Origin of the sequence: Blautia sp. AF14-40 (genome assembly GCF_003479665.1) — a bacterium.
Taxonomy (GTDB): domain Bacteria; phylum Bacillota; class Clostridia; order Lachnospirales; family Lachnospiraceae; genus Fusicatenibacter; species Fusicatenibacter saccharivorans.
Window position 1 is genome coordinate 20,611 of record NZ_QUHK01000007.1, and the last position, 14,524, is coordinate 35,134.

The 14,524-nt window shown below is 38.8% G+C and carries 12 protein-coding genes; 9 read left to right on the top strand and 3 right to left on the bottom strand.

The features are described 5' to 3' along the window. Positions 1 to 163 precede the first annotated feature (163 nt). The 7 genes from DWW13_RS07135 (at position 164) to DWW13_RS07165 (ending at position 6,816) form a co-directional block, all read left to right on the top strand. Complete coding sequence (locus tag DWW13_RS07135; RefSeq protein WP_147398316.1) at positions 164 to 1,183, top strand: hypothetical protein; 1,020 nt, start codon at positions 164 to 166, stop codon at positions 1,181 to 1,183. 249 nt (positions 1,184 to 1,432) lie between these two features. Beyond that, positions 1,433 to 3,175: an AAA family ATPase gene (locus DWW13_RS07140; protein WP_118719699.1), complete on the top strand. Its 1,743-nt coding sequence runs from the start codon at positions 1,433 to 1,435 to the stop codon at positions 3,173 to 3,175. Between the two features lie 123 nt (positions 3,176 to 3,298). Next, positions 3,299 to 3,589 (top strand): hypothetical protein, encoded by a 291-nt coding sequence (locus DWW13_RS07145; protein WP_118719701.1) that lies wholly within the window; start codon positions 3,299 to 3,301, stop codon positions 3,587 to 3,589. A 24-nt stretch (positions 3,590 to 3,613) separates the two neighbouring features. Further along, entirely contained in the window at positions 3,614 to 4,462 is an 849-nt protein-coding gene (locus DWW13_RS07150; RefSeq protein ID WP_118719703.1) for a TIGR02452 family protein, read from the top strand. Between the two features lie 96 nt (positions 4,463 to 4,558). Then, a complete protein-coding gene (locus DWW13_RS07155) occupies positions 4,559 to 4,951 on the top strand; it encodes a response regulator (RefSeq protein WP_055228083.1) in 393 nt (130 codons plus the stop codon). After that, positions 4,948 to 5,652 carry a metallophosphoesterase gene (locus tag DWW13_RS07160; protein ID WP_118719705.1) on the top strand — a complete coding sequence of 235 codons (705 nt, stop codon included), beginning with the start codon at positions 4,948 to 4,950 and terminating at the stop codon, positions 5,650 to 5,652. The genes DWW13_RS07155 and DWW13_RS07160 overlap by 4 nt, the downstream gene beginning before the upstream one ends. A gap of 420 nt (positions 5,653 to 6,072) precedes the next feature. Then, positions 6,073 to 6,816: a hypothetical protein gene (locus DWW13_RS07165; RefSeq protein WP_118719707.1), complete on the top strand. Its 744-nt coding sequence runs from the start codon at positions 6,073 to 6,075 to the stop codon at positions 6,814 to 6,816. 84 nt (positions 6,817 to 6,900) lie between these two features. Here the strand turns inward: DWW13_RS07165 and DWW13_RS07170 are convergent, their stop codons facing one another. From DWW13_RS07170 to DWW13_RS07180, 3 genes are read right to left on the bottom strand one after another with little or no spacing between them, the layout of a single operon-like run. After that, complete coding sequence (locus DWW13_RS07170) at positions 6,901 to 7,923, bottom strand: hypothetical protein (protein ID WP_118719709.1); 1,023 nt, start codon at positions 7,921 to 7,923, stop codon at positions 6,901 to 6,903. Continuing rightward, positions 7,917 to 11,393 (bottom strand): RNA dependent RNA polymerase, encoded by a 3,477-nt coding sequence (locus tag DWW13_RS07175; RefSeq protein WP_118719711.1) that lies wholly within the window; start codon positions 11,391 to 11,393, stop codon positions 7,917 to 7,919. Before DWW13_RS07175 ends, DWW13_RS07170 begins: the two co-directional genes overlap by 7 nt. A 33-nt stretch (positions 11,394 to 11,426) precedes the next feature. After that, a complete protein-coding gene (locus DWW13_RS07180) occupies positions 11,427 to 12,494 on the bottom strand; it encodes a hypothetical protein (RefSeq protein ID WP_147398317.1) in 1,068 nt (355 codons plus the stop codon). A 573-nt stretch (positions 12,495 to 13,067) separates the two neighbouring features. Between DWW13_RS07180 and DWW13_RS07185 the strand changes: the two genes are divergently transcribed. Continuing rightward, positions 13,068 to 13,556, top strand: a complete 489-nt coding sequence (locus DWW13_RS07185; protein WP_055266274.1) for an HAD domain-containing protein — start codon at positions 13,068 to 13,070, stop codon at positions 13,554 to 13,556. A gap of 19 nt (positions 13,557 to 13,575) precedes the next feature. After that, positions 13,576 to 14,394 carry an endonuclease/exonuclease/phosphatase family protein gene (locus DWW13_RS07190; protein ID WP_118666530.1) on the top strand — a complete coding sequence of 273 codons (819 nt, stop codon included), beginning with the start codon at positions 13,576 to 13,578 and terminating at the stop codon, positions 14,392 to 14,394. The last annotated feature ends 130 nt before the right edge of the window (positions 14,395 to 14,524 follow it).

The window sequence follows — 14,524 nt, forward strand, 5'->3', positions numbered from 1 at the left end:
ATTTTTTGGAAATTACATAAAAAGAAATAGTAAAGAAAAACGAGCTGCGATATAATGAATGTGATGAAAAAATGAGTAACGAAAAATCAATAAAAATATGGAAAAGAACATAGAAAACATGGATTTTTCGGGAAACAGAAAGAAAAAGGAGGAGTGTTTCGAGATGGAAACAAAGAACAAAAACAAAAAGACAGTCATCATGCTTGCTGTAATTGGTATTGCGATTGTCTGCATTTGTGTCATCGGAGTTTTTGCAAAGAAAGCGTATGACCGTCATCAGGAGGAGCTTCGCTTACAGGCAATTGAGACAAAAAACAGTGAGATTGATGGGGAATATCAGAGATTTGAAAAAGAAGAAGACAGAAATAAAAAACTGGAAGCATTGAAACAAGAGATGGAGAGTGCGGAAAAGTATAAAAAGACAGAAGGCGATTATGAGGAATGTTCTGCACACTATGAAAAAATTATTGCGCAGATGAAGAATTCCTTTGTCTCCGAATATGACGACACGATCAAAATAATTGCGGATAAAATTGGTGATGATGTTGAAAAAGTGGACGATAAGGAAGCACTCAAAAACGCTACCAGCGAATTTACGACATTCAAAGATATCTTGAAAAATGACTTCGAAAATTATAATACCGTTGAGCAGGACAGCTTTGACAAATATAACAGTACGATTGATGATTATGTAACAAAATACAATGATAGAGTAACTGCTATTGAAAAAGCCGAGGAAGAAGCTCGTAAGAAAGCTGAAGAAGAGGCTAAAAAGAAAGCTGAAGAGGAAGCAAAGAAGAAAGCAGAAGAAGAGGCTGCTGCTAAAGCTGCTCAGGAAGAAGCAGAAAGAAAAGCTGCCGAAGAAGCTGCTGAACAAAGTTCCGGATCATCTTCAAGTGGTTCTAGTTACTATGACGACAGTAATGATTATAGTTACAGTGGCGGAAGCTCAAGCTCTGATTATTCTGGTGGTTCTAGCTATGATTCTAGTTCTGGAAATGATTACAATGGTGGATCGAGTTCATCTGGTGGAAGTTATTATGGAAGTTCTGATAATATTAATCTTTGGCAAGAAGATAGTAACGGAAATAGAACTGAAGGTTCTTATAATCCTTCAACTGGTGATTCTTGGGATTCAAATGGAAATTATGAAGGAAATGTAAATGATTGGCTTTGGGATTAATATTTATAATTAAGTAATATAAATTTTTAATTAAATTATTTAAATAGGAAAAGTTTAATGCTTTTATTTTGCTTTCCTATTCAGCTCTTTTTAGTGACAGGAGCCAATATAAGATCATAAAAAATTGGACAGATTAGAAACCGATAAGAACCATTGCCAAAGCAAATAAAACCAGCTAAAATAGAGATCAGAACATAAGCACAGCTGCTGGTGTCAAAAGCCGCAAAAGTTGGAAAGGAAGGTTTCAAGATGAGAAATCCAAAACTCCCGACCGGGATTGACAACTTTAAAAAGATTCGCAATGGAAATTACTATTATGTAGATAAAACTTCCCTCATAGAACAGATTTTAAATAACGGAAGTGAGGTCACGCTTTTTACGCGCCCACGCCGTTTTGGAAAATCCCTGAATATGAGTATGATTCAGCATTTCTTTGAAATTGGAACGGATCCAGCACTTTTTGACGGCTTGAAGATTTCTAAGAATACAGAGATTTGTGAACAATATATGGGAAAATATCCCGTTATTTCCATCAGCTTAAAAGGAATTGATGCCGATTCCTATGAAAAAGCCCGTGCGCAGCTCATAAAAACAATCAATCGTGAGGCAAGAAGATTTCAATTTCTTCTGGAAAGCGACAAATTGAGCCGGGTTGATAAAGCACTTTTTTTAGAACTTCTGACAAGAAATATGGAAGAAGACACCATTACCAGCAGTCTTCAGGAACTGACAGAACTGTTGGAAGTTCACTATGAACAGCAAGTGGTTGTACTGATTGACGAATACGATGTTCCGATGGCAAAAGCCCATGAAAATGGATATTATGATGAAATGGTATTGCTGCTTCGAAATATGTTCGGAAATGTTTTAAAGACAAACAGTAGTCTTGCATTTGCCGTTTTGACGGGCTGCCTGCGCATTGCAAAAGAAAGCATCTTTACCGGACTGAACAATTTCAAAGTATATTCGATTACAAATACAGAATTTGATGAAACCTTCGGTTTTACAGATGAAGAAGTAAAGACCATGCTGCATGACTATGAAATGGATAACCGATACGACGAGGTAAAAGAATGGTATGACGGATACCGATTCGGAAAAGCAGATGTGTACTGTCCGTGGGATGTTGTGAATTACTGCAATGATCATATTCATAATCCAGAGGCCGAGCCGGAAAATTACTGGATGAATACAAGCGGGAACAGTGTGATTCATCATTTTATCGACAGTATCAATGAACCGGATATGCTCACAAAAACAGAACTGGAATGGCTGATAAATGGAAAAACAGTGATCAAACAAATCGATGAAATGGTTACCTACAATGACCTGTATTCGACCATGGATCATCTGTGGAGTACACTTTTCATGACTGGATACCTGACACAGCGCGGAAGAGAAAGCGATGGCCGCTATTGCCTTGCAATTCCAAACCGGGAAATTCGAAATATCATAACAGAACGGATTCTTACACTGTTTCAGCAGGAAGTGAAAAAAGACGGAAAAATGGCAGAACAGTTTTGCCAGGCACTGCTTGGGGGAAAATCAGCAGAGGTGGAAAGCCTTTTGAATTTGTATTTGCAGAAGACGGTCAGCGTACGCGATACCTTTGTGCGGAAATCACTGAAAGAAAATTTCTATCATGGAATTCTGCTTGGAATCTTAAGCTATAAAAATGACTGGCGTGTATCTTCCAATCGAGAATCGGGAGAAGGATTCAGCGATATTGTGATTGAAACGGGAGATGCAGAAACAGGAATTGTGATAGAAGTGAAGTATACAGATGAGAAAAAAGATCTGGAAAGAGATTGCCGGAAGGCATTGGAGCAGATTCGAGATAAAGATTATACGCAGACACTGTGGCAGGAGGGCTATAAAAAAATGGTGCGGTATGGGATTGCATTTCATTTAAAACAGTGTTGTGTGATGAAAGAAGAGATGCAGCGTAAGCGGAATCGAGAGGGGGCTCTGAATAGTTACAATTTGTTATAAAATTCAGGGCAGAGATATTGCCCTGAATTTTATATACGGACAAGTTTCTGTCAACATTTTCCGTTCGATATGAGATAAAATGGCAATATTCAAAAGAAAAAGCCTACCATGAGGAGAAAAAAGATGGAAGAAAAGACAGCAAACATGGCAGAGAATATTCGCGTTACATTCACCGGATTCCACTACATAAAGGATGGTGATTATCCAAATGACTTCGAGGTATGCTTACTGATCCTGAAAGACAACAGCTTATCAGCCGGCTGCTGGGATACAGGATTATATGCCACGGAAGGCGGCAAGCAGCCAGGTGCATTTCGACAGGCAAGGGGCTGTTTTATCGATGCGGACTATGTAAAAGCCTGGACGAAACTGGAGGATAAGGTGTATGATTTTCATCAGAACAGCATTGTGTGATTAGAATACGAGAGGAAAAGTGCAATGGACAAAAGAAGTAATAATATCGTGATATTTCAAGATTCTATGGATTTGATAAAAGCAAGCCAGAAGTTCCAGCAGGCAGTTCAGTTTTCGATTCAGAACCAAAAGCTGTATGTTCCATCGCAGGCAATTGCACTTCCAGAACCTGGAAAATCACCTTGCAAAACGATTGTTTCATCTAAAAGAAGCTTCGAAGCCGCCTCTGCATATGCAAAAGCCGGAAAACGAGTCTGTGTCCTGAATTTCGCCTCTGCAACCAACCCCGGCGGTGGTGTAACACGGGGAAGCACAGCACAGGAAGAATGTCTTTGCCGATGCAGCACACTTTATCCATGCCTGGACACAGAAACGATGTGGCATCAGTTCTATCAACCGCATCGGAAAGCAGGTGATCCACTCTATAATGATGATCTGCTGTATACACCAGGAATTGTCGTATTTAAGACCGACACCTCTGCGCCGGAACGAATGGAAGAAAAAGACTGGTATCAGGTAGACATCATTACCTGCGCAGCCCCGAATCTCCGAAAGAAACCAAGCAATGCCATGAACCCGTCTGCAGGAAATGCGCCGGTTAAGATTAGTGAGAAAGCACTGTACGAACTTCAGATGCAAAGGCTGGAACGTGTTTTTCGGGCGGCAGCATCGAACGAAGCGGAAGTTCTGATTTTAGGAGCGTTTGGCTGCGGCGCTTTCTGCAACCCGCCAAGAATTGTAGCACGGGCATTTCGGAGCGTACAGGAAAAATATGCATCCTATTTCGACACGATAGAATATGCGGTGTTCTGCAGCAGAAACGACACGCAGAATTATGATGCATTCAATATGGTGCTTGGAAGTAGAAAATAGAATCTAAATGGTGTTCTGAAAGAACACAAAAGCGAACAGAAGATACGAGCGTATGAAAAGCACAAACAACAAAAATGAGAGGGACGGCTGTAGAATATGAAAGTTCTGAACTTCGAGGACAGTGTTTATAAGGCAAATGCAATTCGAAAAATATTAGGTAATCGCTGTGGTGTGGCATCGGTTGAGCAGGTGTCTAATGTGGAAGATGGTCTGAAAATGTTGAAAGATGCAGAAAACGCAGGAGAGCCGTTCAATCTGATCATCACAGATATGCATTTTCCAATGAGGTCAGGAGCCATCAGCGACACAGAAGCGGGAGAAAAATTAGTTCAGATTCTGCAGGCGCAGGGAAATCAAACCAACATTATCGTATGTTCTTCAAGGAATATGAAACTTCCAGGTGTGTATGGATGTATCTGGTATTCGGAAATCAGTGACTGGGAAGAAGAACTTTGTGATCTTGTAAGAGAGATGGAAAAAAGCAAATGATTTATGCGATGAGTGATATTCACGGACAATATGAGCTGTTCAGGAACCTGATGGAGCAGATACCCCTTGGAAAAGATGATACACTCTATGTACTGGGTGACGTAGTCGACTGGGGGCCGGATTCCATGAATACCTTGAAATATATGATGGCAAACCCTAATATCATTCCCATTATGGGCAACCATGAGCTCATGGCTCTTCCGTGTCTGAAACTTCTGGTATCGGAACTTTCGAAGGACTTTCTTCATAAACTGTCATCACAGGCACATCAGTCCTTTGCAGAATGGACGTTGAACGGCGGAATCAGCACAATTCAGGAGTTCTTGAAACTTCCGCAGGAAGAGCGGCGACAGGTAGTGGAATATATAGAATCATTTCGTCCGTATGGGAAGAAGATCATAAATAATGGGGAATATTGGCTGATTCACGCAGGGCTGGAACATTTTTCGGAATCAAGGCGGCTTGAGGAGTATTCCGTGGAGGAACTTGTGTGGAAAAGAACCGATTTTGACATCGCATATTTCAAAAACATTACTGTGGTAAGCGGACACACTCCTACGCAGAATATTCTTGGAAACAGCAGACCAGGATATATCTTTAAGAAAAATAATCTCATTGCGATCGACTGCGGAGCAGGCGAAAACAATGGAAGACTGGCGGCGATTTGCCTGGATACAGGGGAAGAATATTATGCAGAATAAAATGCATCAGAACAAATTAGGTGGGCAGAAGAGAAATACTTTATGGTGGAAAATATGAGAACAGTATTGCGATAAAGTTGCAGAGAAATTTCTTGTTTTCGCTTGCAGAATAACGGAAAGTGCGACATAATTTGAGTAAGAATATTGTGGTGGTATAAAGAAGCGGTCTTAGCGTCTATGCAAATCTTGGCTTAGGCGGAATGATTGTTGATACAGATGAAGTTGTTGCCAGGGCAGAACTTTTCAAAGGCGAAACCTTTACAGCAGAGTAGGGAAAACAGTCAGAAAAAGAGAAAAACAAATGAGCCAAAAGAGATCTAGATTTAATTAAATAGGCAGGAAAAATTTGCAGAAGGTACAGAAGGAATTCTTTGAAAAAAGGACATATTGGTACCTTTCACAGAAAGGCGGGCTATAGAAATGAACCTAAAAATACTAGAAACAAGTTTGAATTTGCGAATAGAAACTAAACTTGGAAAAACAATTAAAGACTATAAGCATTGTGAAGAAGTTGGTAAAATTCAATATGAACAATGTGCTGACATTATTGCAAATGTTGAAGATATGAACTGCGATGCAACCGATTATAAAAGGTATTTAAAGGAGTACAATGCTATAGAAGCGTTAGAAGATTATCAGGAGAGAGGCGTTTCTTGTTATGTGAAAAATACATTAGCAGTTGAAAAAATTTCTTCATTTTCAAAACCACATTTTTTACATGTTAAAATTACAGGAGAAGATAAAAAAATAAATCTTATTATTTTTAGAGTTTTAGTATCTGATTCATCAATAGAGGATTTTAAAGATAGAAAAAAACAATTTGACAAAGTTATAAAGTATGTCGATGATTTAGAAGATAAAGATAATTTGATTTTAACTGGGGATTGGAACCACGGAGTGATAAATGAGAATGGTATATATAGCAAGGAGTGTTCAAGATATTATTTTAATTACCAATATATTGTAAGATCCTTAGAAGCTATAGATCTTACTTTGATACCGATTGACGGATTCTCATATAAAAACTATATGAAAATAGATCATTTGGCTGTTTCCAGTTCTATTGCTGTAGAAAAAGCTGATTATGTAGATTTGTATAAAGATAAATATGCGCAAATAGGAATTCCAGACCATAGCTGTATTTGTGCGGAAATTGTAATATAAAAACAGGAAAATCAGCTTCTTGTCATTCAGAGATATTCAAGTAATTAATCCAAAGGTGGCGGCTCGACACCGCCACCCCCTCAATTAGTTCTTCAAGCATCTCAGACTCTTAGCCCCATGCCCCATATCCTGGAGAATCCAATATTTAGACGTATCAACATCACAAGCCTGTGATGGCTCAATCAGATGGAAGTCAAAATAGGAGAGAAATGCCTGATTGATGGAAAATTTGATAAAATTCCATTGATTTTCTCGGCTGTAAACTTCCATAATTTGTTCCTTCGTTTCCAGCCCCCATACGCAGCGTGGGAAATACCAGGTGCTTCGCACTCCTTTTGCATCATCAATACCATACCAGTTGAGAAGCTGCTCTCTATGGAGCCATATAAATGTTTGACCTTTGGGATGGTATTTTTTACTTAAGAGATACACAGCTATATTTTTGAGTAAGCGTTCGCGTGTTTTTTCATACAGTGTGTGTATTTTGCCATCCGAATCAGCTTTCAGACTGTATAAATAAGAAAAACGTTCTTTTTTATTTTTCACAGGAGTGCCGGAAGGATCTTTTCGAAAGACCAAATACTGTTCTTTTAATGGCCCACGATTGAGTGCCTGGGCAATTACGGAATTCAATGTTATTTGATTTTCCCGATAATCGTTGACGGACAAAGTTTCGGTCCATTTGGTCTCCAGTTCCTTCCAAAGATTTTCTTTTTCCTTCTCGGTTTTCTCACAATGTGCCATCCAATATTTTTTAAACCATCCGTCTGCCTCACGAAAATAGTCTGTCCCATTTGAAGTTTGTCGGCGGGAAGTGGGATTACTTTCCGGAGAATCCGCATGATCAAAATGGAAGCCAAGCCAGCGTTGTAAAAAGAGTTTTGCATCACTCAAAAGTTCAGGGCGAACAAACCCATCTGAATAAATTTCATCTTCACGGTAAGTGTCAAAAATATATCCTCTTGCAAGTACAACCAGAATCTGTTCAATTCCATATAAACCGCAGTCCGTACTGAAATTTCCAGTAAGTAATTTAGGCTGAATTCTTGGCGAGCTTGATTCGGGATTTGTTATATATGCTTCGAATTCCGCTCTTTCATTCAACATGTAGTATCACTTCCTTTCAAATGAGAATCGATATCTTCCCACACAAATGCATCCCAGAAGAAATTCCGGTTTTCAGAGCTTGTTCTTGTGAGCTTATGCAATGTGGTAATAAGCTGTCCCATATCGACAGATGAATGGTCAATCAGTTCTTCCAATTCGCGGAGACAAATACGGTAGAGCTTGCGTTGTGCATTTGCATCATTATTTACGTAAAAATTACGGGCAGCGTTGTCCAGGTGTCTGATGAAGTCCGAATTTGAAGCCACATAGGAAGAGATGGGCGGAAGTTCTTCCTTAGGAGCCTTTTTTGACTTTCTTTTCTCTTCTGACTTTTCCATTTGTTTTATCGCTTTTTCTTTTAGAACATCAAAAGGGGCATCCTGTGTTGGCACCTTTATACAGGAAAGGATTAACCATAACGTTTTGTATCCCTGCTGATAAAAATGAAACAGCAGTTCTCGCTCCGTTTCATCAAGGGAAGCTTCTTTGAATCCATTTCCAATGATGTACTCCAATGCCTTTCCACGATGATCAGAAGGCTGAAGAAGCCATTGCTCCTGAAGAAGACGTGTGCGCATGTCCTGAATGGAATTGCTTTCCGTAATATGCTCTTGTATTTTACTTTTTAAGGCTGGAACCGTAATTCTTTGAAGCTGAATCGCAGTTTCTTCATCATAAATTTGAAACAAATTTCTCAGAAGATTTTCCGGTGCATAGAAAACCTCTTTTTTTTCTTCTCTTATAATAGGAAGAAGAGAATGGATGTAAAAGAAATGCGTGGATAAAATCTCACGGCATTGCGTTTCAAAAATTTTGATCGCTGCACTATTTTTAGCAGATGTTTTTTTCGGCGCAAGGAACAACTTTAAGGTATTATCGCGGACTTTTTCTTTCGTTTTGTATTTTTCCAATTCATCTCTAAAACGGCCAGGCAATTTGTTAATACAGGTTCCATAATCTGGAACAGAAAAAGTTGCGTTTGTCCGACAATCCTTTGCGGAAATCGTGAACTTCTCTTCGTTGGAAGATTTACTGTTTTTGACAGTCAAATTGCTGAAATAATAATTTTCTTCTGAGCGCAACTGTTTCCATTTTTTCAAAAACGTCAGATAGGAATTCTGATGCGTTTGCTCCTTTAGAATGGGATCTAAATTAGGGTGCTTTCCATTTTTGGCTGCATCAATTTCCAAACCGGTCAATAAGGTACAATGTTCACACGAAGGAGGAACAGGAGCTGATGAAGCATTTGGCTTTGTCACAAGTACCTGGTTCGTGGAATTTGATGATGAATTTAACGGTTTGCCATACTCGGTCTGCCCAATGGAAATGGATGCATTGGAAATCAGTCCGATCCGGTTGGAAAAGGTATTTTTGATATGTTCGAATGGAACATGTGCCTTTAATTCAACAGCAGGAGAATCCAAAGCAGGAATTGTGATAATGGGAAGAATACGGTATGGATACGCTTCTGTATCGTAGCACCCAGATGCAACTGCGTTTACAACATCCTGATCAAATATAACGTTAACCAAATCGCCGTCAAAATCAGCGCCGCCTAAACATAAAGGAGCAACGGAACCTCGTGGAACCATAACAATACCAGTTAATTTACCGAAATATTTTTGATAAATTTTAAGATGCTTTTTAAAGGAATTATAATTTACATGTCCTATTTTTGTGTAATGCGCTTCATCGGTATTTGTAAAACGCCGCATAATAAACTGTTCATTTCTTGAAAGATGCGGGCTTCTGAAAAAGGCATAATAGGAAAGATAATCCCATTTTTTGTCTAACTGTTGATTTGAGGTCATAGGAAGATAGAACCGATCAAATAAATAGTATGTGAAAAAGCCGCCCATATCGGTCTCTTTTTCCAGCAGGCTTACAAGCAATGGCAGCAGATCCCGGCACAAATACCGTGTTTGGCCTTCTACAAGCAGTTTTCCGCTCACCAGTTTTGTTAAAAGCCCTTTTTGAATGTTCTGCAATTGCGATTTTATATAGATATCATTTGCAAGAGCAGGATTCTTAAAGAGAGCCTTTTTCCATACCGGCGATTCAGTGTCAGCAAAAATATTTTCTAATTCATCCGTGTCGTTTGCCTCATCGTCACTGACCATGTTTTCAGTATCCAGCAGACCATCACAACTTTTTAAATAATTAATGGGATTTTTAATAAAGGAGCAATGGCTGTTTAAAATATGCTCAAATTGTGTTTCAGAAAAATCAAGGGTATTAATCATCTGATAGCTTAAATGCGTATATTTTGACTGTCCATAAGGTAAATTAGTACCCGAAATATATAATGCATGATCGTATTTTTTTAATGCATTGCAATAAAATTCCATCGGATCAATGGTTTTACCCTCTTTTTTTGCAGCTTCACAATACTGCTTTAACCAGCTATATGCCTTAAACATACTTTTGGTAACAAAAACATGGGCTTTATACAGGTCACGTTTAAATCCAAAGGCATCAGTATACAAGTTTGTGTGTGAATCGTTATCGCTGTTATGTTCCCTTAAAAATGCGTGAACATCAACCTCATGAAGCATTCCTTTTATAAAGGGGAGCCTTATTTGAAAAGAGGTTGCGTCGGATGTTCCAAGAGAAGTATTGACATAACATGAATAGGTTGGAGTGATAAAGCCAGAACCATCGAAAGGAGTATCTACATAGAAAAACTCTTCCGTTTTCGGTTTTAAAAATTGGTAATCTATTGTTTCATCTGAATCCGTTGTTTTTTCTGCTGTTAATAAGGGGACATTCCGCTGATAATTATATCCAGTCGCTGGTTTGTTTTCACGTTTACCGGAGGCTATCCGTTCGTCCTGCACAACTACAAATGTCTCAGGAGTAAGACGTAATTTTTCAGAATCAATTCTTTTGGAAGAAGACAGATACAATCCCCGGTAGGCATAATATTTACTTTCTGCTATTTTGATTTTATTTCCGAAAAAATCAATTCCTAAATTGAGACGGAGATTTAATTCATCGTAAAGAGTTTCATCAATGAACGAAATCCTGCTGTGCCGGGTCATGTTTCCACTCTTATCAAATGCAGACATATGGACAGTTTTGCCAGAATCTGGAAAATAAAGATCAAACCCATGCTCGATCAGATCCTGCGCATCTTTCTGAAGAAATTCCTGATCTTTCAGTTTCCATTTGGGATCGGAAGATTTGTCAAAGGAAAGAAAGATATCCTGAAAATCAACGATAAGGAATTTATCATATAAAGTTTTCTCCGTGACCTGAAAGGAAGAGCCCTGTCTTTTCTTCAGAACTTCATAAATTTGATGAAAAAGAGGACAATCCTCTCGCGTGATTTCCTGTGTGACCACGTAGCTGTGAACGGGGTCGGAGAAATCCAGTTTGAAACATTGATCGTTTTCAGTGGGCTTTTTGGGAAAATAATCAAAAAGAGATTTGGCGTTGAGGGTTATGATTATTTGTTTGGTATTTGTCATATATTATCTCCCACAATTGAGAATTTTGTAATTTCAATTAATAGTGACGGTTGGGTCTTGACGCCAGTCAATCTTGGCAAGTGCAGCAATTAATTCATTCCATTCGGTGGATGCATCTTCGGAGTTATGGTATTTTTTAGTGAAATCAGCAATTTCAGCGACATCAATTTCAAAAGCTAAATTTTCAAAAACAAAACTTTTGTCATGCAATAGTTTTTTCCTTAACTCAATAAGATTTAGATTGTTCGATTCATCGTCTGAAGAATAGTTCAATTTTGTTATTTTAAAACATGTCCATATTAGTCCGTTTGTATAAAGAACTCTACCGTACCATAAAAGTTCACCTAATAATTCGGAGAGATCTGCATCAAAAGGAGAATAATCCGAATTAGTTTTAGCTTCTTTGATGAAAAAACGATTAACTTTTTTTTGAACAAAAATGGTAGAATTTTCTTTTAAATATTCTTCCATATTTATTTTGATATTTTTTGCATTGTGTGTAAAAATAGGGGACCATTGTTTCGTGTCGACCAGCGAGGGGAGTGCGTTTTTGGGATCCATTAGTTCGACTGTAGTATTAGGAGAAATATCGTTCAAAAGTTTTTCTTCATCCTTAATCTTGACCTTTGCGTCTGAGCAAATATTTTTTAAAACTTTCTGGAAATAATAATGAGTGGTTGGCTTGATTGGGATGATTTTTAAAATGTTGTTAGTGATATTATATGTTCCGGATTTAAGATTAGGCAATGTTTCATCCTTTTTTTTACATTCGACGCATCCATAAAGAAATTCAAGTTGATTATCCTCAGAACCATTAGTTGAATCAAATCGCTTATCTAAAATTGCTATATCTGGAAAAGGTAAATCAATGTCGGATTCTTTTTTGTAACCGCCTAAGAGCTGTCTTCCAGGAATAGAGTTTGCCTTGCGTGCGCTTGCAATTAATTTTAAGGAAAGCTTATAGTCTTCTTCTTTTTTGGAGCATTCAATCATTTGTAATAACATATATACCCAAGGATATAAAGCTTCCTCTTGGGCATATTGTTTATCCATTAATTGTAATTCCTCAAAATAATCTTTTACTGTAAATTCAATATTCATGTTAATCTCCATGTTGATCTCCATTCTGCCAAGTTAAGATGGCTAATCAGATTTCTGACACAATTAGCATTGTGAGCAAGGCATTTTTAGTGATAAGAGGGATATGCCATTGCTCAGTTTTAGTTTTGAAAGTTGCAAAGTCTTTTTATTACAGGAACATCTATAAAAATAATACCCCCGGAAAAGTAATATTACAAGACGACAATCAAAATTTGTCGAATATTTTTCAGCAAAATAAGAACTTGTCGAATTTAAACTTGTATGCATTCTGATCGTGCGCGTCTAGGAATATCTGAATTCAACCATTTCTATTTAACGCAGCGCACAATGGAGTATTATTTTGAAAATCTTACAGGAAAGAGAGGTGCATGAAAATGATTGTGGACAGTAGAAAAATAGAATAGAAGCAAAGACAACAGAATACAGCCAGTGTACTGTCTGTCTAGTGTGAAAAAGAAGACAAGAACAATACAAGACAATAAAAATAACACCCCCGGAATTTTGTCAGAAGCAGTCGGATATATTTGATCTATTCGGCTGCTTTTTTGCAAGGGCAGGGAAAGGGGAACACAAATGGGCAAAAAACATAAAAACTTTGTAGTATTTCTGGATGTCGATGGCGTCCTGAATACCAGGACCACCGTCCAGCAAACCCCAAAAGGATATCAGGGAATTGACGATGCGCGCGTGGAGGTTCTGGCAAAGACAATCAGCAAGTTTGGCGGAGCGGATATCGTTCTGTCATCTGACTGGAAGGAACTAGAACCCACAGATGAAGATTACAGATATCTGGTTTCCAAGCTCGCCCGATATGGCCTGATTATATCGGGACACACGCAGGACAGGATGTACAAAAGAGGTGCCGGAATTGCAGCATACCTGGAAGAACATCCAGAGATCAAAGAATATGTGATTCTGGATGATTGCAGATTTGATTTCCAGAGTTATCCAAAACTTTGGGAGCGGCTGCTGCTTACCGAGGGGATAGAGCATGCTCGGTTCGCAGCCGGAACGCCGGCTGTGGAGACGATGGTATTTCTGAATTATGTAAAATTATTTTAACCAAATGGAGGAAAAGCAAATGAAGAGCAAAGTAATTGGATGGAACATCAATCAGCGCAGTGGTATGGGAAAGGGGATTCCACAGTTTGTGATCGATGAACTGATCGACCAGAATGCAGACATTATTGTGTTAACAGAACTGTTTCAGCACAGCACGATTGGCTATTTCTGGGCTGAGATGGAGAGAGCCGGATATCAGCACGCAGTCACACAGAATAATGGAACAAATGAAGTTGGAATTCTCTGGAAGAGGGACGTATACACTTTTCATGCAGTGGATGATTCGGTGGTTACAACGATGAAAAACAATCATCCGAATTTCCTGCTGGTGGATCTGGAAGACCAGAACGGACAGTTTCTTACCGTTGCCGGATTTCGGATTCGAATGGTGGATTACAGCCAGCGTGCCGAAGAACTGAAAATTGTTGTGAACAAGGCAAAGGAAAAGAAAAATCCAGTGCTTATGATTGCAGACTGCAATAACCTGCGGCGGGAGACGACGGAGACAAGCTGGAATCTGCAAGTGGTTGACCATATTCTTTCACAGGGTGGATTCGAGAGACACACGCCATGCGGTCAAAGCATCTTTGAGGAACACGCAGACAGAGGATATGCATATGAATTTGCAGAAGATCATTTGATTACACGCGATATTGTAGTTGAGCTTGGAGATTATGAAAGAGAATTTGTAAGGCGCGATCGGATTGCGTATCCGTGGGGGAAAGATTTTCAAACCCATGATAAAGAACACCGCCGAAGAGTATCCGTGGAACCTGGATTTCCGGACCATGCGATCGTAAAGGGATATCTTAGTACAGAGAAAGATCAGAAAAAGTAAATCTGATGAAGCTGTAGAATATAAAAATAACACCCCCGGAAAAGTGTGACCGTTGTGTAGCAAGATGTTTGCTGATGCAGCGGTTACACTTTTTATGGGGCAAAAGGAAAGGAGGAGAATGAAAATGTTA

What these genes read in the sequence shown, in the direction of transcription:
- DWW13_RS07135 (WP_147398316.1), top strand. Translation starts at nt 164, where the DNA reads ATGGAAACAAAGAACAAAAACAAAAAGACAGTCATCATGCTTGCTGTA.
- DWW13_RS07140 (WP_118719699.1), top strand. Translation starts at nt 1,433, where the DNA reads ATGAGAAATCCAAAACTCCCGACCGGGATTGACAACTTTAAAAAGATT.
- DWW13_RS07145 (WP_118719701.1), top strand. Translation starts at nt 3,299, where the DNA reads ATGGAAGAAAAGACAGCAAACATGGCAGAGAATATTCGCGTTACATTC.
- DWW13_RS07150 (WP_118719703.1), top strand. Translation starts at nt 3,614, where the DNA reads ATGGACAAAAGAAGTAATAATATCGTGATATTTCAAGATTCTATGGAT.
- DWW13_RS07155 (WP_055228083.1), top strand. Translation starts at nt 4,559, where the DNA reads ATGAAAGTTCTGAACTTCGAGGACAGTGTTTATAAGGCAAATGCAATT.
- DWW13_RS07160 (WP_118719705.1), top strand. Translation starts at nt 4,948, where the DNA reads ATGATTTATGCGATGAGTGATATTCACGGACAATATGAGCTGTTCAGG.
- DWW13_RS07165 (WP_118719707.1), top strand. Translation starts at nt 6,073, where the DNA reads ATGAACCTAAAAATACTAGAAACAAGTTTGAATTTGCGAATAGAAACT.
- DWW13_RS07170 (WP_118719709.1), bottom strand. Translation starts at nt 7,923, where the DNA reads ATGTTGAATGAAAGAGCGGAATTCGAAGCATATATAACAAATCCCGAA.
- DWW13_RS07175 (WP_118719711.1), bottom strand. Translation starts at nt 11,393, where the DNA reads ATGACAAATACCAAACAAATAATCATAACCCTCAACGCCAAATCTCTT.
- DWW13_RS07180 (WP_147398317.1), bottom strand. Translation starts at nt 12,494, where the DNA reads ATGAATATTGAATTTACAGTAAAAGATTATTTTGAGGAATTACAATTA.
- DWW13_RS07185 (WP_055266274.1), top strand. Translation starts at nt 13,068, where the DNA reads ATGGGCAAAAAACATAAAAACTTTGTAGTATTTCTGGATGTCGATGGC.
- DWW13_RS07190 (WP_118666530.1), top strand. Translation starts at nt 13,576, where the DNA reads ATGAAGAGCAAAGTAATTGGATGGAACATCAATCAGCGCAGTGGTATG.